Origin of the sequence: Microbacterium sp. NFH-22A-Y (assembly GCF_021401375.1) — a bacterium.
Classification (GTDB): Bacteria; Actinomycetota; Actinomycetes; order Actinomycetales; family Microbacteriaceae; genus Microbacterium; species Microbacterium hominis.
The window spans coordinates 597,874-619,232 of sequence record NZ_JACBGF010000003.1 but is presented as its reverse complement, the minus strand read 5'-3'; the positions used below and the strand labels follow the sequence as shown (position 1 = coordinate 619,232).

Genomic DNA, 21,359 nt, shown 5'->3' with positions numbered 1-21,359 from the left:
TTGTGCGGTGCCCATCGTCCCTGTCGCCTCGTCGAAACTCAGCGTCCGCGGAGCCCGCGTCCACAACCTCAAGAACGTCGATCTGGACATCCCTCGGGACGCCCTCGTCGTCTTCACCGGGCTGTCCGGTTCGGGCAAATCGAGCCTCGCGTTCGACACGATCTTCGCGGAGGGTCAGCGCCGCTACGTCGAGTCGCTCAGCGCGTACGCGCGTCAGTTCCTCGGCCAGGTCGACCGTCCCGACGTCGATTTCATCGAGGGCTTGAGCCCCGCCGTCTCCATCGACCAGAAGTCGACCAACCGCAACCCCCGCTCGACCGTGGGCACGATCACGGAGATCCACGACTACATGCGCCTGCTCTGGGCGCGCATCGGCATCCCGCACTGTCCCGAGTGCGGCGCGCAGATCCAGCGGCAGACGGTGCAGCAGATCGCCGATCAGCTGATGGAGCTGCCGGAGCGCACGCGCTACCAGATCGTGGCGCCCGTCGTCTCGCAGAAGAAGGGCGAGTTCGTCGACCTCTTCAAGGAGCTGTCGGCCAAGGGCTACGCGCGCGCCGTCGTCGACGGCGACCTCATCCAGCTCGCCGAGCCGCCCACCCTCAAGAAGAGCTACAAGCACGACATCGCGGTCGTCGTCGACCGCCTCGTCGCGAGCCCCGACATCCTGGGCCGCATCACCGACTCGGTCGAGACGGCCCTCGGGCTGGCCGGCGGCATCGTCCAGGTCAACTTCGTCGACGAGGAGGGCGATGACGCCTGGGTGAGCTTCAGCGAGAAGCTCGCCTGTCCGAACGGCCACCCCCTGCAGCTCACGGAGATCGAACCGCGCACGTTCTCCTTCAACGCGCCCTTCGGCGCCTGCCCGGCGTGCTCCGGGCTCGGCACCCGGATGTCGGTCGACGTCGAGCTCATGCTCGGTGACGAGGACCTCTCGATCAACGAGGGCGTCATCATCCCGTGGACCACGCAGGGCAAGGGCCTCTACCAGTACTACGAGCGACTGCTCGTGGGTCTCGCCGACGACCTCGACTTCTCCCTCGACACCCCCTGGCGCGACCTCTCCACCGACGTGCAGGACGCGATCCTGCGCGGCGAGAACTACAAGGTCACCGTGAAGTGGCGCAACCGCTACGGCCGCGAGATGCGCTATTCCTCGGGCTTCGAGGGCGTGGTGCCGTACATCGAGCGGCAGTACACCCAGGCCGAGACCGACACGCAGCGTCAGCGATGGGCGGAGTACCTGCGCGAGGTGCCCTGCCCCGTCTGCCACGGCGACCGGCTCAAGCCCGAGGTGCTCGCCGTGCTCGTGCACGACCGCTCGATCGCCGACGCCTCGCGGATGAGCCTCGCGGAGGCGCAGGACTACTTCGCGCAGCTCGAGCTGACCGATCGTGAGGCCAAGATCGCCGCGGCCGTGCTGCGGGAGATCCGCGCCCGGCTGGACTTCCTGGTCCAGGTCGGACTGAACTACCTGAGCCTGGGCCGATCGGCCGGGTCGCTGTCGGGCGGCGAGGCGCAGCGCATCCGTCTCGCCACCCAGATCGGGTCGGGGCTGACCGGCGTCCTGTACGTCCTCGACGAGCCGTCGATCGGTCTGCACCAGCGCGACAACCGGCGCCTGATCGAGACCCTGGTCCGCCTGAAAGACCTGGGCAACACGCTGATCGTCGTCGAGCACGACGAGGAGACGGTCCACGCCTCGGACTGGGTCGTCGACATCGGACCGCGCGCCGGTGTGGACGGCGGCGAGGTCGTGCACTCCGGCCCCCTGGCCTCCCTGCTCGAGGAGGAACGATCCCTCACCGGCGCCTACCTGAGCGGCCGTCGGGCGATCGCGACCCCCAAGAAGCGCCGCAAGATCGACAAGAAGCGGATGCTGACCGTCGTCGGCGCGCGCGAGAACAACCTCCAGAACGTGACCGCGGAGTTCCCGCTCGGCGTCCTCACGGCGGTCACGGGCGTCAGCGGCTCCGGCAAGTCGACGCTGGTCAACGGCATCCTCTACGAGGTGCTCGCCACCAAGCTCAACGGCGCGCGTCGCGTGGCGGGCAAGCACACCCGCGTGACCGGGCTCGACAACCTCGACAAGGTCGTGCACGTCGACCAGGCGCCGATCGGCCGCACCCCGCGCTCGAACCCGGCGACCTACACGGGCGTCTTCGACCGCATCCGGACGCTGTTCAGCGAGACCCCCGAGGCGAAGGCCCGGGGCTACCAGCCGGGCCGGTTCAGCTTCAACGTCAAGGGCGGACGCTGCGAGGCGTGCTCCGGCGACGGCACGATCAAGATCGAGATGAACTTCCTGCCCGACGTCTACGTCGACTGCGAGGTCTGCCACGGCAAGCGGTACAACCGCGACACGCTCGCCGTGCACTACAAGGGCAAGAACATCGCCGAGGTGCTGGAGATGCCCATCTCCGAGGCCGCGGAGTTCTTCGAACCCATCCAGGCCATCCACCGCTTCCTGAAGACCCTCGTCGACGTCGGCCTCGGATACGTACGGCTGGGGCAGTCGGCCACCACCCTCTCCGGGGGTGAGGCGCAGCGGGTCAAGCTCGCCACCGAGCTCCAGCGGCGCTCGAACGGCCGCAGCATCTACGTGCTCGACGAGCCCACGACCGGACTGCACTTCGAGGACGTGTCGCGCCTGCTGCAGGTGCTCGGCGGGCTTGTCGACAAGGGCAACACGGTCGTCGTCATCGAGCACAACCTCGACGTGATCAAGTCGGCCGACTGGATCATCGACCTGGGGCCCGAGGGCGGATCGGGGGGCGGTCGCATCGTCGCCACGGGCACGCCCGAGCAGGTGGCCGACGTCGAGGAGAGCCACACCGGCGCCTTCCTCGCGGAGATCCTGGCATCCGAGCGCGAGCGGGCCGGCGCCGCGGCGAAGGCTCGGGGGCCGGTGCGGAAGGCGGGCTGAGGTGGCGTCCGACCTGCCGTACAAGCCGCGGCCGGGAGAGATCCCGACCCAGCCCGGCGTGTACCGGTTCCGCGACGCCGACGGCCGCGTGCTGTACGTCGGCAAGGCGAAGAACCTCCGGGCGCGGCTGTCGAACTACTTCGCCCCGCTGCACACCCTCCACGAGCGCACACGCCGGATGGTGCTGACCGCGGCATCCGTGGAGTGGACCGTCGTCGCCAGCGACGTCGAGTCGTTGCAGCTCGAGTACATGTGGATCCAGGAGTTCTCGCCTCCGTTCAACGTGCGCTACAAGGACGACAAGTCCTACCCGTACATGGCGATCACGCTGGCCGACGAGGCGCCCCGCGTCATCGTGACCCGCAATCGGCGCATCCCCGGAGCGCGCTACTTCGGGCCGTATCCGAAGGTGTGGGCGGTGCACGACACCATCGATCTGATGATCAAGGTGTTCCCGATCCGCACCTGCTCCGACGCCTCGTACAAGAAGGCGATGGCCACCGGGCGGCCGTGCTTCCCCGGGCAGATCGGCCGGTGCGGGGGCCCCTGCTCGATGAAGGTGACGATCGAGGAGCACCGGGCGATCGTCGACGACTTCGTCGCGTTCATGTCCGGCGGAGACCAGCGGTTCGCGCGCGAGCTGACCGCCCGCATGCGCGAGGCCTCGGCGGAGATGGACTACGAGTCCGCGGCGCTCTACCGCGATCGTCTCCAGGCGATCGACGCCGTCCTCAGCCGCAGCTCGCTCGTGCTCGCGGAGGACACGGACGCCGACCTGTTCGGCATCGCCGAAGACGAGTTGTCGGCGGCCGTGCAGCACTTCGTCGTGCGCGGCGGCCGGGTGCGGGGTGTGCGCGCCACGACGATCGACAAGGAGCTCGACATCTCGGGCGCCGACCTCGTCGACCAGGTGGTGCAGCGCACCTACGGCTCCGCGACGGCGGCGGACATCCCGCGGCAGGTGCTGGTGCCGACGCTGCCCGATGACGCCGCCGACCTCGAGCAGTGGCTGCAGGAGCGTCGGGGCAAGCGGGTCACCCTCCAGGTCGCGCAGCGCGGTCGCAAGGCCGATCTCATGCGGACGGCGACGCTCAACGCGCAGCAGGCGCTCCTGCTGCACAAGACCCGCCGCACGTCCGACTACACGGCGCGCACGAAGGCCCTCACCGATCTGCAGATCGCGCTCGGGATGGACGAGGCGCCGCTGCGCATCGAATGCTACGACGTGTCGCACCTGTCCGGCACGAACGTGGTCGCCTCCATGGTCGTCTTCGAGGACGGTCTGCCGAGGAAGGACCAATACCGATCGTTCGGCGTTCCCGAGACCACGGACGACACCGACTCGCTCTACCAGGTGCTGACCCGTCGGCTCGCCCACATCGACCGTGACGAGGCGCTGCCGGATGCCGCCACGGTCGCCGTGGAGGGCGACCCGGACGCCGATCCGGACGCCCCCGTCGTCACGGAGCGCAAGCGTCCGCGCTTCGCCTACCGCCCGCAGCTGCTCGTGGTCGACGGCGGCGCGCCGCAGGTCGCGGCGGCGGCGCGGGCGCTCGAGGATGCCGGGCACACCGAGATCGCCCTGTGCGGCATCGCGAAGCGGCTCGAGGAGATCTGGCTGCCGGGGGAGGACTACCCCGTGATCCTGCCGCGCACCTCCGAGGCGCTCTACCTCCTGCAGCGCCTGCGAGACGAGGCCCATCGCTTCGCGATCACGCACCAGCGCAAGCGTCGCAAGCGCGACATCTCGACCGTGCTCGGCGAGGTGCCGGGACTCGGCGACGCGCGCATCAAGGCCCTGCTGCGTCACTTCGGCTCCGTGACCGCGCTGAGCGCCGCGACGGCCGACGAGATGACCGCCCTACCCGGCATCGGGCCGAAGCTCGCGGCGGCGATCGAGCAGCGCCTCGCGAATCGATAGGCTGTTCGTATCCGGATCGGCATGCGATCAGTCCTGGGGAGTGCACGTGGCAGATGACCAGCCCGCCGGCGAGGTGCTGATCGTCACGGGCATGTCCGGTGCCGGTCGCACGACCGCGGCCAACGCCCTCGAAGACCTCGACTGGTACGTCGTCGACAACCTCCCGCCCCAGATGCTGGGGCCGCTGCTCGAACTCACCGAGATGGCCGGCGGGGCGCTGCCGAAGCTCGCGGCGGTCGTCGATGTGCGCGGCCGCGACCTCTTCCAGGCGTTGCCGGCGGTCACCAGCGCCCTGCGCGCGGGTCGTCAGCTGCGCGTGCTATTCCTCGACGCGGGCGACGACGTGCTCGTGCGCCGATTCGAGTCGGTCCGGCGCCCGCATCCGCTGCAGGGCGACGGCACGATCCTCGACGGCATCCAGCGCGAGCGCGAGCGGCTGGCGGTCATCCGCGAGAGCGCCGACGTCATCATCGACACGAGCGCGATGAACATCCACCAGCTGGCGAACCGCGTCGTCGACCTCTTCAGCGAGGAGGGCGCGGCGCGGCACACGATCACCGTCATGAGCTTCGGTTTCAAGTACGGCCTCCCCACCGACGTCGACCTCGTCGCCGACATGCGTTTTCTGCCGAACCCGTTCTGGATCCCGGAGCTGAAGGGGCACACCGGCGAGGAGGAGCCCGTGCGCGACTACGTGCTCGCGCAGGAGGGCGCGCGCGAGTTCATCGACGCGTACGCGACGGCCCTGCGCCCCGTCCTCGCGGGCTACCAGCGCGAGAACAAGCGCCACTCCGTTCTCGCCGTCGGGTGCACGGGCGGCAAGCACCGCTCGGTCGTGACGGCGATCGAGCTGGCCGACCGCCTGTCGCAGGTGCCGGGTGTGGCCGTACGGGTGAAGCATCGCGACCTCGGTCGCGAGTAGGCTGGATGTTTGTCCCCGCCCCCCGAACGAAGGATCGCCGTGTCGCCGACCGTTGACGTGAAGTCCGAGCTGGCCGCGGTCCGCGACCCTCGTCCCACGGCGCGGGTGGCCGAACTCACCGCGATCCTGCGCTTCTCCGGCGGCCTGCACTCGATCGCGGGACGCGTGGCCGTGGAGGCCGAGCTCGAGACGGATCCGCTCGCCCGACGCGTCGCGCGAGACATCATGGAGCTGTACGGCGTGCGCCCCGAGCTGCACCGCGTGCAGGCCTCAGGCGGACGCGCCGGCGGGCACTTCGCCGTGCGCGTCATCGAGGGCGGCGAGACCCTCGCCCGACAGACGGGATTGCTCGACGCGCGCCGGCGCCCGGTGCGCGGCCTGCCCAACAAGCTCACCACGGGGGCGCGCCACGACCTCGCGGCGGTCTGGCGCGGGGCGTTCCTGGCCAGCGGCACCCTCTCCGACCCCGGACGCTCGGCGGCGCTCGAGATCGCCTGCCCCTCGGGCGAGGCGGCCATGGCGCTCGTCGGCGCCGGCCATCGCATCGGCATCGCGGCGAAGGCCCGCGAGGTCCGCGGCGTTCCCCGGGTCGTCGTCCGCGACGGAGAGGCGATCCGTATCGCCCTGGCCGAGATGGGTGCCGTGCGCACCGCCCAGGCCTGGGAGGAGATGCGTCAGCGCCGCGAGGTGCGCGCCGGCGTCAACCGTCTGGTCAACTTCGACGATGCCAACCTGCGTCGGTCCGCGCAGGCGGCCGTCGCCGCCTGTGCCCGCGTCGAGCGCGCACTGGAGATCCTGGGAGACGACGTCCCCGAGCATCTGCGCGAGGCGGGGGAGCTGCGGCTGTCCCACCGCGACGCGAGCCTCGACGAGCTCGGCCACCACGCCGACCCCCCGCTGACGAAGGATGCCGTCGCCGGCCGGATCCGGCGTCTGCTCGCGATGGCCGACAAGAAGGCCGTGAGCACCGGCATCCCCGGTACGGACTCCGCCGTGCCCGAGGGCCTCGAGGACTGACCCCCGCGTCACGGGGCGCGTGCGCGGCGGTACACGTCGGTCGCGGTGGGAACAACCCCCTGCCGGCAGCGTTGCACCTCAATAGGATGGCAATGTCCCATCGCCGCAGCGCAGTTGCGGCGCCGACGACAGGAAGAAGAGAACATGGCGATCTACACGCTGCCCGACCTCCCCTACGACTTCGCAGCCCTCGAACCGCACATCAGCGGCAAGATCATGCAGCTCCACCACGACAAGCACCACCAGGCGTACGTCACGGGAGCCAACACGGCGCTCGAGCAGCTGGCGGAGGCCCGCGAGAGCGGCAACCTGGCCAACGTGAACAAGCTCGAGAAGGACCTCGCGTTCAACCTCGGAGGCCACGTCAACCACTCGATCTTCTGGACCAACCTGGCGCCCGCGAACGACGGCGGCGGCGGACAGCCGGAGGGCGAGCTGAAGGCCGCGATCGAGGAGTTCTTCGGCGGCTTCGAGAAGTTCCAGGCGCACTTCACGGCCGCCGCGACCGGCATCCAGGGCTCCGGCTGGGCGGTGCTGAGCTGGGACCCGATCGGCGAGCAGCTGATCATCCAGCAGCTCTTCGACCAGCAGTCCAACACGGCGCAGGGCACCGTCCCGATCTTCCAGCTCGACATGTGGGAGCACGCCTTCTACCTCGACTACCTCAACGTCAAGGCGGACTACGTCAAGGCCGTGTGGAACATCGCGAACTGGGGCAACGTCGCAGAGCGCTTTTCGACGGCGCGCGAGAAGACGGCCGGACTGCTCAAGTAGTAGTCTCATGACCAGGTGAGGATGCCGGGTCCCTCCCGGCGACGGGCAGGTGACCCGGCATCCTTTTTCCTTCACACACCAAGTTCGCGAGTGGCGCGTCGAAACGCCGTCGCCGTCGCGACATGAACCGGGAGACAACGTGTCTGTCAAGATCGGAATCAACGGCTTCGGCCGTATCGGCCGCAACTTCCTCCGTGCCGCGCTCGAGCAGGGGGCTGACCTCGACATCGTGGCGGTGAACGACCTCACCGACAACAAGACCCTCGCCCACCTGCTGAAGTACGACTCCGTCGGCGGCCGCCTCGACGCGGAGGTCTCGTACGACGCCGACTCCATCACCGTCAACGGCAAGGCCATCAAGGTCTTCGAAGAGCGCGACCCGGCGAACCTCCCCTGGGGCGAGCTCGGTGTCGACATCGTCATCGAGTCGACCGGCCGCTTCACCAAGGCCGCCGACGCCAAGAAGCACCTCGACGGCGGCGCCAAGAAGGTCATCATCTCGGCTCCCGGCACGGATGTCGACGGCACCTTCGTCATGGGCGTCAACGACGGCGAGTACGACTCGGCGACGATGAACATCATCTCCAACGCGTCGTGCACCACGAACTGCCTCGCGCCGCTGGCCAAGGTCTTCAACGACAACTTCGGCATCGAGCGCGGCTTCATGATGACCGCGCACGCCTACACGGCCGACCAGAACCTGCAGGACGGCCCGCACAGCGACCTGCACCGTGCGCGCGCCGCCGCGATCAACATCGTCCCGGCCTCGACGGGTGCCGCCAAGGCCATCGGCCTCGTGCTGCCCGAGCTCAACGGCAAGCTGAGCGGCTCGTCGTACCGCGTGCCGGTTCCCACCGGCTCGATCGTCGACCTCACGATCATCACGCCCACCGAGGGCCTGACCGCCGAGGTCATCAACGCGGCCTACAAGAAGGCCGCCGCGGAGGGCGAGCTCGTCGGCTACCTCAAGTACAACGAGGACGCCATCGTCTCCAGCGACATCCAGCTCGACCCGCACTCGTCGGTGTTCGACGCGGGCCAGACGAACGTCTCGGGCAACCTCGTCAAGGTCTCGTCGTGGTACGACAACGAGTGGGGCTACTCGAACCGCCTCGTCGACCTCACCGAGCTCGTCGCCGACAAGCTCTGAGGCTTCGCCATGGCTTTGCGCACCCTTGCATCCCTCGGGTCGCTGGCCGGTAAGCGCGTCATCGTCCGTGTTGACTTCAACGTCCCTCTGAAGGACGGCGTCATCACGGACGATGGCCGTATCCGGGCGGCTCTTCCGACCCTCAACGAGCTCATCAACCAGGGGGCGCGGGTCATCGCGTGCTCCCACCTCGGACGCCCCGACGGCGCGCCCGACGCCAAGTACAGCCTCGAGCCGGTCGCCCAGCGCCTGTCGGAGCTGCTCGGAAAGCCGGTCGTGTTCGCGCGCGACACGGTGGGCACCTCCGCACAGGAGGCCGTCGCGGCCCTCGAGGACGGCGATGTCACCGTCATCGAGAACCTGCGGTTCAACCCGGGGGAGACGGCGAAGGACGACGCCGAGCGTCGTGCGTTCGCGGAGGAGCTCGCCGCTCTGGGCGACGCCCTCGTCTCCGACGGCTTCGGAGTCGTCCACCGCAAGCAGGCGTCGGTCTACGACCTCGCCGAGCTGCTGCCCTCCGCGGCCGGGTACCTCATCGAGAAGGAGGTCGACGTCCTCGACCGCCTGACCGAGAACCCCGAGCGTCCCTACGCCGTCGTGCTCGGCGGCTCCAAGGTGAGCGACAAGCTGGGTGTCATCGCGCACCTCCTCCCGCGCGCGGACAAGATCCTCGTCGGCGGCGGCATGCTCTTCACCTTCCTCGCGGCCCAGGGGCACAAGGTCGGCAAGAGCCTGCTCGAGACCGACCAGATCGAGACCGTGAAGGGCTACATCGCGGATGCCGCCGCGCGCGGCGTCGAGCTGATCCTCCCGGTCGACGCGGTCATGGCGTCGGGCTTCGCGGCCGACGCCGACCACGTGGTCGCTGCCGCCGACGCGCTGGAGGACACCGCCTTCGGCGCCGACGGCATGGGCCTGGACATCGGTCCGCGCACGGCGGAGATCTTCGCCGACGCGATCCGCAGCGCGAAGACCGTGTTCTGGAACGGCCCGATGGGCGTGTTCGAGATGCCGGCGTTCGCTGCCGGTACCAAGACGGTCGCCCAGGCGCTCACCGAGGTCGACGGCCTGTCCGTCGTCGGCGGTGGCGACTCGGCCGCGGCCGTGCGTCAGCTCGGTTTCGCGGACGACCAGTTCGGTCACATCTCGACCGGCGGCGGCGCGAGCCTGGAGTTCCTGGAGGGCAAGAAGCTCCCCGGGCTGGAGATCCTCGGATGGGAGAGCTGATGGCGCGCACACCGCTCATCGCCGGCAACTGGAAGATGAACCTCGACCACCTGCAGGCGGTCGCGTTCGTGCAGAAGCTGCACTGGACGTTGAAGGACGCCGGACACGAGGACGGCTCGGTGGAGGCCGCGGTCTTCCCGCCCTTCACCGACATCCGCACCGTGCAGACGCTGCTGGACGCCGACAAGATCCCGTTCGCGCTCGGCGCGCAGGACCTGTCGACGCACGACTCCGGCGCCTACACCGGAGAGGTGTCCGGCGCGTTCCTGAGCAAGCTGGCCTGCCGCTACGTCATCATCGGGCACTCCGAGCGTCGCGAGTACCACCACGAGAGCGACGCCATCGTCGCCGCCAAGGTGCAGGCTGCGCTCAAGCACGGCCTGGTCCCCGTGATCTGCGTGGGCGAGACGCTCGAGCAGCGCGAGGAGTCGGGGCCGACGGCCGTGTCCGTCGCTCAGCTGCGGGCCGCGCTGGAGGGCGTGCCGGCCGATGCCGACATCGTCGTGGCGTACGAGCCCGTGTGGGCCATCGGCACCGGACAGGTGGCGTCTCCCGAGCAGGCTCAGGAGGTGTGCGTCGCGCTGCGCGGCGTGCTCGCCGAGGTGCTCGGCGCGGATGCCGCCGCTCGCACGCGCGTGCTGTACGGCGGGTCGGTGAAGTCGGGCAACATCGCCAGCTTCATGCGCGAGCCCGACGTCGACGGCGCGCTGGTGGGCGGTGCGAGCCTCGTCGCGGACGAGTTCGCGGCCATCATCCGCTACCAGAAGCACGTCGGCGTCTGACGCCGTCCGACGCGCTGCGCTCTGCGTTTCGACTCGCTTCGCTCGCTCAACGACCGGTGGGGGCGACCCCCCGGTCGTTGGGCGGGTACCGCGGGGTGCGAGCCGAAACGCAGGTATACTCGACCCTTGTGCGCCCGACGACGCGGGCGCCGCGAAAGGCTTCATCGACTGTGGACATCCTCGAGTTCGTGCTGCAGGTGCTGCTGGGCATCACCAGCCTCCTGCTGACCCTCCTGATCCTGCTGCACAAGGGACGCGGCGGCGGTCTGTCGGACATGTTCGGCGGCGGCATGAGCTCTGCTCTCGGGTCGTCCGGTCTCGCTGAGCGCAACCTGAACCGCTTCACGGTCGTGCTCGCACTCGTCTGGTTCGTCGCGATCGTCGCGCTCGGACTCATCACCAAGTTCCAGGGGCTCTGATGGCAACGGGCGGAAACGCTATTCGCGGCACTCGTGTGGGTGCCGGTCCGATGGGTGAGCAGGACCACGGTCACCACGCCGACCGTATCGCCGTGTCGTATTGGGACGCGCTCGGCAACGAGACCGTGCGCTACTTCGCCGCGGGCATCGCCGAGGAGGAGATCCCCGAGGTCATCGACTCCCCGCACTCCGGGCTTCCCGCGGGCCGCGACAAGGAGAATCCTCCGGCGCTCGCGAAGACCGAGCCCTACAAGACGCATCTCGCGTACGTGAAGGAGCGTCGCACCGAGGAAGAGGCCGACGCCCTCCTCGACGACGCCCTCCAGCAGCTGCGCGAGCGCCGCGGCCAGGCCTGATCGCGGCGGCAGCCGCCGCTGACGCGTCCGTGAGGACGGCGTCCGCTCAGAAGTCCTGGTCGATCAGTTCGGCGGGCACGTTCGCAGCGGCGGCGTCGTCGACGAAGAACACCGTCTTCTTGCGCCCCTTCGCCCCGGCGGCGGGCACCGTCTCATAGCTGGCGCCGGCGAGGGCGAGGCCCAGGGCCGCCGCCTTGTCTGTGCCCGAGACGACCAGCCACACGCAGCGTGCCGAGTTGATCACCGGTCGCGTCATCGTGACACGCACCGCCGGCGGCTTCGGCGCGTCGCGCACGGCCACCGCGGTGCGGTCGGTCACCTGGATCTCGCCGCGGTCGGGGAACAGCGAGGCGATGTGACCGTCGGACCCGACCCCGAGGAAGCACACATAGAACTCTGGCCACGCGTGCTCGTCGGTGCCGAAGCGCGCGAGCTCGTCGGCGTATGCGGATGCCGCGGCATCCGCGTCGGGAGCGTCGCCGCTCGCCGCGATCGCGTGGACGTTCGCCGCGGGGACGTCGATGCGCGCGAGGAGCGCCTCGCGCGCCGCGCGCTCGTGGCGCTCGGGATCGTCGGCCGCCGCGAAGACCTCATCGCCCCACCAGACGTGCACGTGCGACCAGTCCACGTCCGCCCGTCGGGGGCTCGCGCCGGCCGCGCGCAGCACGGCGGTGCCGATCTGACCGCCGGCCAGGGCGATGTGGGTGGTCTTGCCGGCCGCCGAGCGGCGCGCCAGGCGCGCCAGCAGGCGGTCGGCGACGGCGGCGGCGAGCGTCGGAGCGTCCGGACTGATCACGACCCGTTTCTCGGTCCACATCTGCGCCATCGGAACTCCTAGGACTCGGTCGTGGTCGGGGGCCCCAGCAGCTCCCAGCCCTCCGTGATCACTCGACCATACAGGAGGTCGGGATCGAGCCGACGCAGCTCCTCGGCGAGGCATTCGCGGAGCGTGCGGCGCGGCAGGACGATGTCGTGCGAGGGCTGTCCGGGTTGCGTCAGCGTCGCGTCGATGTCGTTCGTCCGCTCGAGGACGATGTCTCCCGTCGCGCGCACGAGACGCACCTTCTGGATGCCGTGCTCCCACTCCTCGGGGGCCGAATAGCGCCACTGCACGGGGACGTCGAGCTTCAGCCGCAGCCACGCGGCGAGCAGCCCCGTCGACGGCGAGCTGCCGGCGCCGACGACCTCCACGGCCGTCACCGGCTCGTAGGGCGGCTGGTCGAGCACGGCGGCGAGCTGCTCGCGCCAGTGCGTGAGCCGGGTCCAGGCGAGGTCCGTGTCTCCGGGGGCGTACGAGGGCCCGAGACGCGAGAGACGATCCTTCGCGTAGGGCTTGGTCGACGCATCCGTGATGCGCCGCTGCGCCATCCGGCCGATGTCGGACGCCGCAGGCTCGGCGGGCGGGAAGTCGGGCCACCAGGCGACGACCGGGGCGTCGGGCAGCAGCAGACCCGTGACGAGTCCCTCCTGGTTGGTCGCGACGTCGCCGCGGGCGCGCAGCACGACCACCTCGCTGGCCCCGGCATCCCCGCCGACGCGGATCTGCGCGTCGAGCTTGGCGTCGCCCTCGGGGTCGGCGATGAGCACGATGACGCGCATCGGGTGCTCACGGGAGGCGTCGTTCGCGGCCTCGATGGCCTCCTCGTGCAGGCCGTGGGTCGTCACGATCACGAGCGTCAGCACGCGGCCGAGCGCGACCGCGCCACCCTCCTCCCGCACGCTCACGAGCGAGCGGGCGATCTTCGACACGGTGGTGTCGGGCAGGTCGACGATCACGGGCGCCTCCAGACGCGGCCATCACGGGCCAGGAGTTCATCGGCGGACGGGGGCCCCCACGAACCGGGGGAGTACTGCTCGAGAGGTCCGCCCTGCTGGGTCCAGTACTCCTCGACCGGGTCGAGGATCTTCCAGGAGAGCTCGACCTCCTCGTGGCGCGGGAACAGCGGCGGGTCGCCGAGCAGGACGTCGAGGATGAGGCGCTCGTACGCCTCCGGGCTCGACTCGGTGAACGCGTGGCCGTAGCCGAAGTCCATCGTGACGTCGCGCACCTCGTTGCCCGCGCCCGGCACCTTCGATCCGAACCGGATCGTCACGCCCTCGTCGGGCTGCACCCGGATGACGAGCGCGTTCTGGCCGAGCTCGAGCGTCTGGTTGCGCTGGAAGAGCAGCTGCGGAGCGCGTTTGAAGACGACGGCGATCTCCGTGACGCGGCGCCCGAGGCGCTTGCCCGTGCGCAGGTAGAACGGCACTCCCGCCCAGCGGCGCGTGCCGATCTCGAGCTTGATGGCGGCGTAGGTCTCGGTGGTCGAGGCGGGGTTCATGCCGTCCTCCTCGAGGAAGGCGGTGACCTTCTCGCCGCCCTGCCAGCCGCCGCCGTACTGCCCGCGGGCGGTGGCGGTCGACAGGTCCTCCGGCAGCCGGACGGCGGCCAGCACCTTCTCCTTCTCGGCGCGCAGGTCCTTCGCGTCCATGGAGATCGGCTCCTCCATGGCGGTCAGCGCCAGCAGCTGCAGGAGGTGGTTCTGGATGACGTCGCGTGCCGCGCCGATGCCGTCGTAGTAGCCCGCGCGGCCGCCGACGCCGATGTCCTCGGCCATCGTGATCTGCACGTGGTCGACGTAGTTGGCGTTCCAGATCGGCTCGTACAGCTCGTTGGCGAAGCGCAGCGCGAGGATGTTCTGCACCGTCTCCTTGCCGAGGTAGTGGTCGATGCGGAAGATCGAGTCGGCCGGGAAGGCGACCTCGAGTGCGGCGTTCAGCTCACGCGCCGTCTGCAGGTCGCTGCCGAACGGCTTCTCGATGACGACGCGACGCCACGCGTCGGGGTTGTTGGACCGGTCGTCGACCAGTCCGGAGTCCTTCAGCTGCTTCGCGACGATGGGGAAGTCGCGCGGCGGGATCGAGAGGTAGAACGCGTGGTTGCCCATGGTGCCGCGTTCGACGTCGAGCTTCTCGACCGTCTCGCGCAGCCGGCGGAACGCGTCGTCGTCGCCGAACTCGCCGGAGACGAAGCGGATGCCCTGCAGCAGCTGCTTCCACGTCTCCTCACGGAACGGCGTGCGCGCGTGCTGGCGGACGGCGTCGTGGACGACGTTCGCGAAGTCCTGGTCCTCCCAGTCGCGGCGCGCGAAGCCGACGAGGGCGAACCCCGGCGGCAGGAGCCCGCGATTGGCGAGGTCGTAGACGGCGGGCATGAGCTTCTTGCGCGACAGGTCGCCCGTCACGCCGAAGATCACGAGCGCGCTCGGTCCGGCGATGCGATTGAGGCGTCGGTCATCGGGGTCGCGGAGCGGGTTGTGCTCGCGCGAGATCTCGGCAGTCATCGGGAAAAGACTCCTCCTGGGCCGCGGCTACTGCGCGGCCTCGAACAGCGAAAGCACCTCGACCTGCGGGTCGGTCAGGGTGAGGGTGACCACCGGTCGTCCGTGCGCGACGAGCACGTCGGCGTCGCCGGCCGCCTGAGCGGCGATCAACTGACCGAACGTGAAGGGGCGGCCCGGTATTTCCAGATCCACCTCTCCGGCGCCGATGATCTGCAGGAACACGCCGTTCGCCGGCCCGCCCTTGTGATACTGACCCGTGGAGTGCAGGAACCGGGGACCCCAGCCGAAGGTCGTCGGACGCCCGCTGTCGGCGGCGATGAGCTCGCGGATTCCGGCGAGCTGCGGAACCGCGGTGCGGTCCGCGTACGCCTGGATCGCGACATAGCCGTCGGCGCCGAGCCGCGCCCACAGCGCGTCGAGGACGCCGGCGAGCGTGCCGGAGGCGGCGAGGGCGGGGTCGGACACGCGCACCTCGACGCCGTCGACGGTGAACGCGGGTGCGCCGATCTCGGGCCGCGTCTCGAGCAGACCGCGCGCGGCCGCCTTCGCCGACTCGACATCGGGCTGATCGAACGGATCGATGCCCAGCATGCGGCCCGCGATCGCGGTCGCGTACTCCCAGACGACGAACTGCGCGCCGAGCGAACCGCTGACGAGCACCTCGTCGGGGTGCTGCTCGATGAGGCGGAAGTGCACCGCGTCGTCGACGAGGCGCACGATCTGCAGATCGGCGGGCGTGCGGTCGACCTCGGGCGACACCGGCAGCAGGACGACCGGCAGGATGCCGGTTCCGTTCTTGCCGGTGGACTCGGCGACGAGCTGCTCGATCCAGTCGGGCAGCCCCACGATGTGCGTGCCGTCGCTGACGAGCCCCATCTTGTCGCGGCGCGGATCGCCGCCGGCGATCGCCGCGGCGAGGGTGAGCGCCGGGTTGCGCGGGTCGTCGATGGCGACCTCGAGCAGGGTGGCCTCGGCCTCGTCGAGCAGTTCGGCGATGTCGGCGCCGGCCAGTCCCGACGGCACGAGGCCGAACGCGGTGAGGGCGGAGTATCGACCGCCCACGTTCGGGTCGGCCGTGAACACGCGGTAGCCCGATGTGCGCGCGGACTGCTCGAGCGGGGAACCCGGGTCCGTCACGACGACGATCCGCTCGGCGGGGTCGATCCCGAGATCGGACCAGGCGGCCTCGAACGCGCGTCGCGCCGAGTCGGTCTCGATCGTGGAACCCGACTTGGAGGCCACGACCAGCACGGTCTGCTCCAGGCCGCCGCTCTCGGCGTCGCCGTCGATCGCGGCGAGCACCTGGGCGGGATCGGTCGAATCGAGGATCACGAGGGGCACACCGGCCGTCCGCGTGATGACCTCGGGGGCCAGCGAGGATCCGCCCATCCCGGCGAGGACGATGCGCGTGAGCCCGCGGGCGACGAAGTCCTCCCGCAGGGCGGCGATCTCGGGCAGCAGCGGCCGCGAGACGCTCACGGCCTCGACCCAGCCGAGACGCACGGCGGCTTCGGCTGCGGCATCCGGACCCCAGAGATCGGGGTCCCCCGCGGTGATCCCGCTCGCGACCAGGCTGTCGACCAGACCCGGCAGCGTCTGCGCGACGACGTCCTTGACGTGTCCCGAGACGTGGATCTCGAAACTCACCGGCTGGTCTCCGGGGCCTCGGCCAGCGCCTCGGCGACCGTCTTCTTCAGGTCCTGCCACGAGGCGATGAACTTGGCGACGCCCTCGTCCTCGAGCGTCTGGGTGACATCGGTGATGTCGACGCCGAGGTCGGCCAGCTGCGCGAAGACGAGATGCGCGTCCTCGTAGGCGCCCGTGACGGTGTCGCCCGTGACGACGCCGTGGTCGAAGGTCGCCTCGAGGGTCTTCTCCGGCATCGTGTTGACGGTGCCCGGGGCCACGAGCTCCGTGACGTAGAGCGTGTCGGGCAGCGCCGGGTCCTTGACGCCCGTCGAGGCCCACAGCGGGCGCTGGACGGTGGCGCCGGCGGAGACCAGCTCCTGCGCGCGCGAAGCAGAGAACTTCTTCTCGAACAGCTCGTAGGCGAGGCGGGCGTTGGCCAGGCCGGCGCGGCTCTTGAGCGCCTCGGCGTCTTCGCTCTCGAACGCCGACAGACGCTTGTCGACCTCGGTGTCCACGCGGGACACGAAGAAGGAGGCGACCGAGTGGATGCCGGACAGGTCGTGACCGTTCGCCGCGGCCTGCTCCAGGCCGGCCAGGTAGGCGTCGATGACCTCTTCGTACCGTTCGAGCGAGAAGATCAGCGTCACGTTGACGGAGATGCCCTCGGCGATCACCGCGGTGATGGCGGGCAGGCCCGCCTTCGTCGCGGGGATCTTGATGAGCGCGTTGGGCCGATCGACCTTGGCCCAGAGCTTCTTGGCCTCGGCGATCGTGCCGTCGGTGTCGTGGGCGAGATCGGGGGAGACCTCGATCGACACGCGCCCGTCGACGCCGCCCGTGGCGTCGTAGACACCGCGGAAGATGTCGGCCGCGTCGCGGACGTCGGTCGTGGTCAGCTCGAAGATCGCGGTGTCCACGTCGGCGCCCGAGGAAGCGAGCGCGGCCAGCGGGGCGTCGTACGAGTCGTCGTCCTGGTTGCCGATGGCCGCCTGGAAGATCGAGGGGTTCGTCGTCACGCCGGAGACGTTGCGCGTGTCGATCAGCTGGGCGAGGTTGCCCGAGTCGATGCGCGCGCGGGAGAGGTCGTCGAGCCAGATGCTGACGCCGGCGTCGACGAGCTGCTGGGTCGGGGTCGGGGTGCTCATGCGTTCTCCTTGACGGTTGCGCGGGCCGCTTCCACGACCGCGTCGGCGGTGATGCCGAACTTCTCGAACAGGGTCTTGTAGTCGGCGGAGGCGCCGAAGTGGTCGATGCCGACCGTGCGGCCGGTGTCGCCGACGATGCTGCGCCACAGCGGCGTGGATCCGGCCTCGACGGAGACGCGCGCCTTCACGGCGCTCGGCAGCACGGACTCGCGGTAGGCGGCATCCTGCTCGGCGAACCACTCCAGCGACGGAGCCGAGACGACGCGGGCGCGGATGCCGTCGGCGGCGAGCGTCTCGCGCGCCGCGACGGCCAGCTGCACCTCGGAACCGGTCGCGATGAGGATCACGTCGGGCTCGCCGCCCTCGGCGTCGATCAGCACGTAGGCGCCCTTGGCGACGCCGTCGGTCGTGGCGAAGCCCGCCTCGCCGCGCGGGAACACCGGGATGTTCTGTCGCGTCAGGGCGATGCCCACCGGACCGCCGCTGGTGCGGCGCACGATCTCGTGCCAGGCCGCGGACGTCTCATTGGCGTCGGCGGGGCGCACCACCGTGAAGTTCGGGATGAGGCGCAGCGTCGACAGCTGCTCGATCGGCTGGTGCGTCGGGCCGTCCTCGCCGAGGGCGACGGAGTCGTGGGTCCAGACGAAGATCGACGGGAGGTCCATCAGCGCGGCCAGGCGCACCGGGGGGCGCATGTAGTCGCTGAAGATCAGGAACGTGCCGCCGAAGGGACGCGTGGGTCCGTGCAGCTTGATGCCGTTGACGATTGCGCCCATCGCGTGCTCGCGGATGCCGAAGTGCAGCACGCGGCCGTAGGGGTCGCCCGACCACTCGTGCGTGGACCACTCGGCGGGGATGAACGACTTCGCGTCCTTGATGGTCGTGAGGTTCGACTCCGCGAGGTCGGCGGAACCGCCCCACAGCTCGGGCAGCTGCGCCGCGAGGGCGTTGATGACCTGACCCGACGCCGCGCGGGTGGACACCTCCTTGCCCGATTCGAAGCTCGGCACCGAGAGGTCGGCGGGCAGCTCGCCCGCCTCGAGGCGGTCCAGCAGCGCCTTGCGCTCGGGGTTGGCGGCGGCCCAGGCGTCGAAGTCGGCCTGCCAGGCGGCGCGCGCCTCGGCGGCGCGGTCGCGCAGGGCGCGGGTGTGCGCGATGACGTCGTCGGCGACGACGAAGGACTTCTCGGGGTCGAAGCCCAGCACCTTCTTCGTCGCGGCGAGCTCGTCGGCGCCGAGGGCGGAGCCGTGGATCTTGCCCGTGTTCTGCTTGCCGGGCGACGGCCAGCCGATGATGGTCTTCAGGATGACGAGCGACGGCTTGTCGGTCTCGCCCTTGGCCGCCTCGATGGCGGCGTACAGCTCGGCGACGTCCTCGACGTACTCACCGGTCTTCTTCCAGTCGACGGTCTGCACGTGCCAGCCGTAGGCCTCGTAGCGGGCCGCGACGTCCTCGGTGAAGGCGACGTTGGTGTCGTCCTCGATCGAGATCTGGTTGGAGTCGTAGATCGCGATCAGGTTGCCGAGGTTCTGGTGGCCGGCGAGGCTCGAGGCCTCGCTGGTCACGCCCTCCTGCAGGTCGCCGTCGCCGGCGATCACGTACACGAAGTGGTCGAAGGGGCTCGTGCCCGCTGCGGCCTCGGGGTCGAACAGGCCGCGCTCGTAGCGGGCCGCGTAGGCGAAGCCGACGGCGGAGGACAGGCCCTGGCCGAGCGGGCCGGTCGTGATCTCCACGCCCTTCGTGTGTCCGTACTCGGGGTGGCCCGGGGTCAGCGATCCCCACGTGCGCAGCGCCTCGAGGTCGGAGAGCTCGAGGCCGAAGCCGCCGAGGTAGAGCTGCACGTACTGCGTGAGCGAGGAGTGACCGGCGGAGAGGATGAAGCGGTCCCTGCCCAGCCAGTGGGTGTCGGAGGGATCGTGGCGCAGGACGCGCTGATAGAGCAGGTACGCGGCCGGCGCAAGGCTCATCGCCGTGCCGGGGTGGCCGTTGCCCACCTTCTCGACCGCATCCGCGGCCAGCACGCGAGCGGTGTCCACCGCGCGCCGATCGATCTCATCCCAAGCCAGTTCCGACACGTGGTGCCCTTTCGAAAAGAGGGGGAGTGCGTCCGACACTCGAACCGGCCTCGGCGACGTCGGTCGCACCCTGCCGGCGCTCGGCGACGCCTGTGATTTCAGCTTAGCGAAGAGGCATGGGCCCGAAGCCCCGTATGTCATCCGTGACAATCCCGACCTGACCTCATTGTTCAACATAGTGAATCATGTCCAGTGGAATGGATGCAAGGGCGGGGAGAGCGTGACCTAGACTGGGTTCTACCGAGAAAGGGGATCCGGGGCATGGTGCAGTCGAGCGTGTCCGCCGTGAGCGACCCCATCGCGCGGCAGGCCGTCGGTCGGAAGATCCGCGCCTACGTCACCCTCACGAAGCCTCGCGTGCTCGAGCTGCTGCTCGTGACGACCGTGCCGGTCATGATCCTCGCCCAGGGCGGGATGCCGGACCTCTGGCTCGTCCTCGCCACCGTCGTCGGCGGCGCGATGAGCGCGGGGTCGGCGGCGACCTTCAACATGTACCTGGATCGCGACATCGACGCCCACATGCGACGCACCGAGAACCGGCCGCTCGTCACCGGCGAGGTGTCTCCGCGCGGAGCGCTGATCTTCGCCTGGACGCTGGCCGTCGCCTCCACGGTGTGGCTGCTGGTCACGACGAACGCGCTCGCGGCCGCGCTCAGCGCCGTCGCCATCTTCTTCTACGTGGTCATCTACACGATCCTGCTCAAGCGGCGCACCGAGCAGAACATCGTCTGGGGCGGGATCGCGGGCTGCTTCCCGGTGCTCATCGGATGGTCGGCCGTCACGGGCTCGCTGACCTGGACGCCCTTCATCCTCTTCCTGCTGGTGTTCCTGTGGACGCCTCCGCACTACTGGCCGCTCTCGATGAAGTACAAGGGCGACTACCAGGAGGCGGACGTGCCGATGCTGGGCGCGACCCGCGACGGCCTCCAGGTGGGCCTGCAGGTCATCCTCTATGCCTGGGCGACGGTGGCCTCCTCGCTGCTGCTCATCCCCGTCGCGGGGATGGGGCTCGTCTACACGGCGTCCGCGCTCGTGTTCGGCGGCTGGTTCATCGTCGAGTCCCACGTGCTGTACAACCGCGCCGTCCGGGGCGAGCAGATCCGTCCGATGCGCGTCTTCCACGCGTCGATCACGTATCTCACGCTGCTGTTCGTCGCGATCGCGATCGATCCGCTGCTGCCGTTCTGATCCCCGACGGCGCGGGCGGCGCCGGCACGTGTGCGAGCACACGCGAGAAGGCGCCGGCCCCCGTGGGGTGCCGGCGCCTTCTCGATGACGCGGTGCGGGCGGATCAGACCGCGGGGCGGTCGGTACCGGCGTCGACGGTCTCGGCGGGCGCGGAGGCGACCGTCTCCGTCGCGGGGACGGAATCGACGACCTCGACGACCTCGATCTCCTCGGCGACGACGGGCTCGATCTCGGTGCGACGCACGAGAGCGCCGAGCGTGCCGAGCGTGAGGGCCAGCGCGAGTCCGATGAGTCCGGCGCCGATGAGGATCGCGCCGAGCACGGCCCAGATCTGACCGGCGTAGACCTCGACGCCGGTGGCGGTGCCGTCGGTGAGGGTGTTCGCCATGATCGTGAGCTTGTCGACGAGCAGGTACACGCCGCCGCCGATGGCGACGACCGAACCGCCCACGAGCACCCAGAACGGGATGCTGCGGTTCACACGGGCGGTGTTGGGCATGGGAAA

18 protein-coding genes are annotated in these 21,359 nt (G+C 69.9%); 11 read left to right on the top strand and 7 right to left on the bottom strand.

The window, feature by feature from the left end:
* Positions 1 to 7: 7 nt before the first annotated feature.
* The 10 genes from uvrA (at position 8) to L0965_RS13950 (ending at position 11,494) form a co-directional block, all read left to right on the top strand.
* Entirely contained in the window at positions 8 to 2,926 is a 2,919-nt protein-coding gene (gene uvrA / locus L0965_RS13995) for an excinuclease ABC subunit UvrA (RefSeq protein WP_101306458.1), read from the top strand.
* A gap of 1 nt (position 2,927) precedes the next feature.
* Positions 2,928 to 4,847, top strand: a complete 1,920-nt coding sequence (gene uvrC, locus L0965_RS13990) for an excinuclease ABC subunit UvrC (RefSeq protein WP_060958710.1) — start codon at positions 2,928 to 2,930, stop codon at positions 4,845 to 4,847.
* A 46-nt stretch (positions 4,848 to 4,893) separates the two neighbouring features.
* Positions 4,894 to 5,769, top strand: coding sequence for an RNase adapter RapZ (gene rapZ, locus L0965_RS13985; RefSeq protein ID WP_060958858.1), 876 nt, complete (start codon positions 4,894 to 4,896; stop codon positions 5,767 to 5,769).
* Positions 5,770 to 5,808: 39 nt separating this feature from the next.
* Positions 5,809 to 6,786, top strand: coding sequence for a DNA-binding protein WhiA (whiA, locus tag L0965_RS13980; protein ID WP_060958709.1), 978 nt, complete (start codon positions 5,809 to 5,811; stop codon positions 6,784 to 6,786).
* A 144-nt stretch (positions 6,787 to 6,930) separates the two neighbouring features.
* Complete coding sequence (locus L0965_RS13975) at positions 6,931 to 7,560, top strand: superoxide dismutase (RefSeq protein WP_060958708.1); 630 nt, start codon at positions 6,931 to 6,933, stop codon at positions 7,558 to 7,560.
* Between the two features lie 139 nt (positions 7,561 to 7,699).
* The gene (gene gap, locus L0965_RS13970) at positions 7,700 to 8,710 is read left to right on the top strand and encodes a type I glyceraldehyde-3-phosphate dehydrogenase (protein WP_060958707.1); all 1,011 of its coding nucleotides are present in this window, start codon (positions 7,700 to 7,702) and stop codon (positions 8,708 to 8,710) included.
* 9 nt (positions 8,711 to 8,719) lie between these two features.
* Entirely contained in the window at positions 8,720 to 9,937 is a 1,218-nt protein-coding gene (gene pgk, locus L0965_RS13965) for a phosphoglycerate kinase (RefSeq protein ID WP_101306457.1), read from the top strand.
* Positions 9,937 to 10,719, top strand: coding sequence for a triose-phosphate isomerase (gene tpiA, locus L0965_RS13960; RefSeq protein WP_232783908.1), 783 nt, complete (start codon positions 9,937 to 9,939; stop codon positions 10,717 to 10,719). The genes pgk and tpiA overlap by 1 nt, the downstream gene beginning before the upstream one ends.
* A 170-nt stretch (positions 10,720 to 10,889) precedes the next feature.
* Positions 10,890 to 11,138, top strand: coding sequence for a preprotein translocase subunit SecG (gene secG / locus L0965_RS13955; RefSeq protein WP_060958704.1), 249 nt, complete (start codon positions 10,890 to 10,892; stop codon positions 11,136 to 11,138).
* Entirely contained in the window at positions 11,138 to 11,494 is a 357-nt protein-coding gene (locus tag L0965_RS13950) for an RNA polymerase-binding protein RbpA (RefSeq protein WP_060958703.1), read from the top strand. Before secG ends, L0965_RS13950 begins: the two co-directional genes overlap by 1 nt.
* Positions 11,495 to 11,540: 46 nt before the next feature.
* On the opposite strand, the gene pgl is transcribed toward L0965_RS13950, so the two are convergent.
* Genes pgl through tkt form a run of 6 tightly spaced genes read right to left on the bottom strand, consistent with a single transcriptional unit; the run spans position 11,541 to position 19,666 of the window.
* Positions 11,541 to 12,320, bottom strand: coding sequence for a 6-phosphogluconolactonase (pgl, locus tag L0965_RS13945; RefSeq protein WP_060958702.1), 780 nt, complete (start codon positions 12,318 to 12,320; stop codon positions 11,541 to 11,543).
* Between the two features lie 8 nt (positions 12,321 to 12,328).
* On the bottom strand, positions 12,329 to 13,270 hold the full coding sequence (locus L0965_RS13940) for a glucose-6-phosphate dehydrogenase assembly protein OpcA (protein ID WP_060958701.1): 942 nt from the start codon (positions 13,268 to 13,270) through the stop codon (positions 12,329 to 12,331).
* A complete protein-coding gene (gene zwf / locus L0965_RS13935) occupies positions 13,267 to 14,817 on the bottom strand; it encodes a glucose-6-phosphate dehydrogenase (protein ID WP_060958700.1) in 1,551 nt (516 codons plus the stop codon). Before zwf ends, L0965_RS13940 begins: the two co-directional genes overlap by 4 nt.
* A 27-nt stretch (positions 14,818 to 14,844) precedes the next feature.
* Positions 14,845 to 16,464, bottom strand: a complete 1,620-nt coding sequence (locus L0965_RS13930) for a hypothetical protein (protein ID WP_101306455.1) — start codon at positions 16,462 to 16,464, stop codon at positions 14,845 to 14,847.
* Positions 16,461 to 17,591, bottom strand: a complete 1,131-nt coding sequence (tal, locus tag L0965_RS13925; RefSeq protein WP_101306454.1) for a transaldolase — start codon at positions 17,589 to 17,591, stop codon at positions 16,461 to 16,463. The genes L0965_RS13930 and tal overlap by 4 nt, the downstream gene beginning before the upstream one ends.
* Entirely contained in the window at positions 17,588 to 19,666 is a 2,079-nt protein-coding gene (gene tkt / locus L0965_RS13920; RefSeq protein ID WP_101306453.1) for a transketolase, read from the bottom strand. Before tkt ends, tal begins: the two co-directional genes overlap by 4 nt.
* A 261-nt stretch (positions 19,667 to 19,927) precedes the next feature.
* Between tkt and L0965_RS13915 the strand changes: the two genes are divergently transcribed.
* Positions 19,928 to 20,854 carry a heme o synthase gene (locus L0965_RS13915; protein WP_060958696.1) on the top strand — a complete coding sequence of 309 codons (927 nt, stop codon included), beginning with the start codon at positions 19,928 to 19,930 and terminating at the stop codon, positions 20,852 to 20,854.
* Positions 20,855 to 20,957: 103 nt separating this feature from the next.
* Here L0965_RS13915 and L0965_RS13910 read toward each other — a convergent pair whose 3' ends face one another.
* Positions 20,958 to 21,353, bottom strand: a complete 396-nt coding sequence (locus tag L0965_RS13910; RefSeq protein ID WP_101306452.1) for a dinucleotide-utilizing enzyme — start codon at positions 21,351 to 21,353, stop codon at positions 20,958 to 20,960.
* Between the last annotated feature and the right edge of the window lie 6 nt (positions 21,354 to 21,359).

Coding starts and splice junctions, on each gene's coding strand:
- tpiA (WP_232783908.1), top strand. CDS start 9,937: ATGGCGCGCACACCGCTCATCGCCGGCAACTGGAAGATGAACCTCGAC.
- pgl (WP_060958702.1), bottom strand. CDS start 12,320: ATGGCGCAGATGTGGACCGAGAAACGGGTCGTGATCAGTCCGGACGCT.
- L0965_RS13915 (WP_060958696.1), top strand. CDS start 19,928: ATGGTGCAGTCGAGCGTGTCCGCCGTGAGCGACCCCATCGCGCGGCAG.
- zwf (WP_060958700.1), bottom strand. CDS start 14,817: ATGACTGCCGAGATCTCGCGCGAGCACAACCCGCTCCGCGACCCCGAT.
- L0965_RS13950 (WP_060958703.1), top strand. CDS start 11,138: ATGGCAACGGGCGGAAACGCTATTCGCGGCACTCGTGTGGGTGCCGGT.
- tal (WP_101306454.1), bottom strand. CDS start 17,591: ATGAGCACCCCGACCCCGACCCAGCAGCTCGTCGACGCCGGCGTCAGC.
- pgk (WP_101306457.1), top strand. CDS start 8,720: ATGGCTTTGCGCACCCTTGCATCCCTCGGGTCGCTGGCCGGTAAGCGC.
- L0965_RS13910 (WP_101306452.1), bottom strand. CDS start 21,353: ATGCCCAACACCGCCCGTGTGAACCGCAGCATCCCGTTCTGGGTGCTC.
- L0965_RS13975 (WP_060958708.1), top strand. CDS start 6,931: ATGGCGATCTACACGCTGCCCGACCTCCCCTACGACTTCGCAGCCCTC.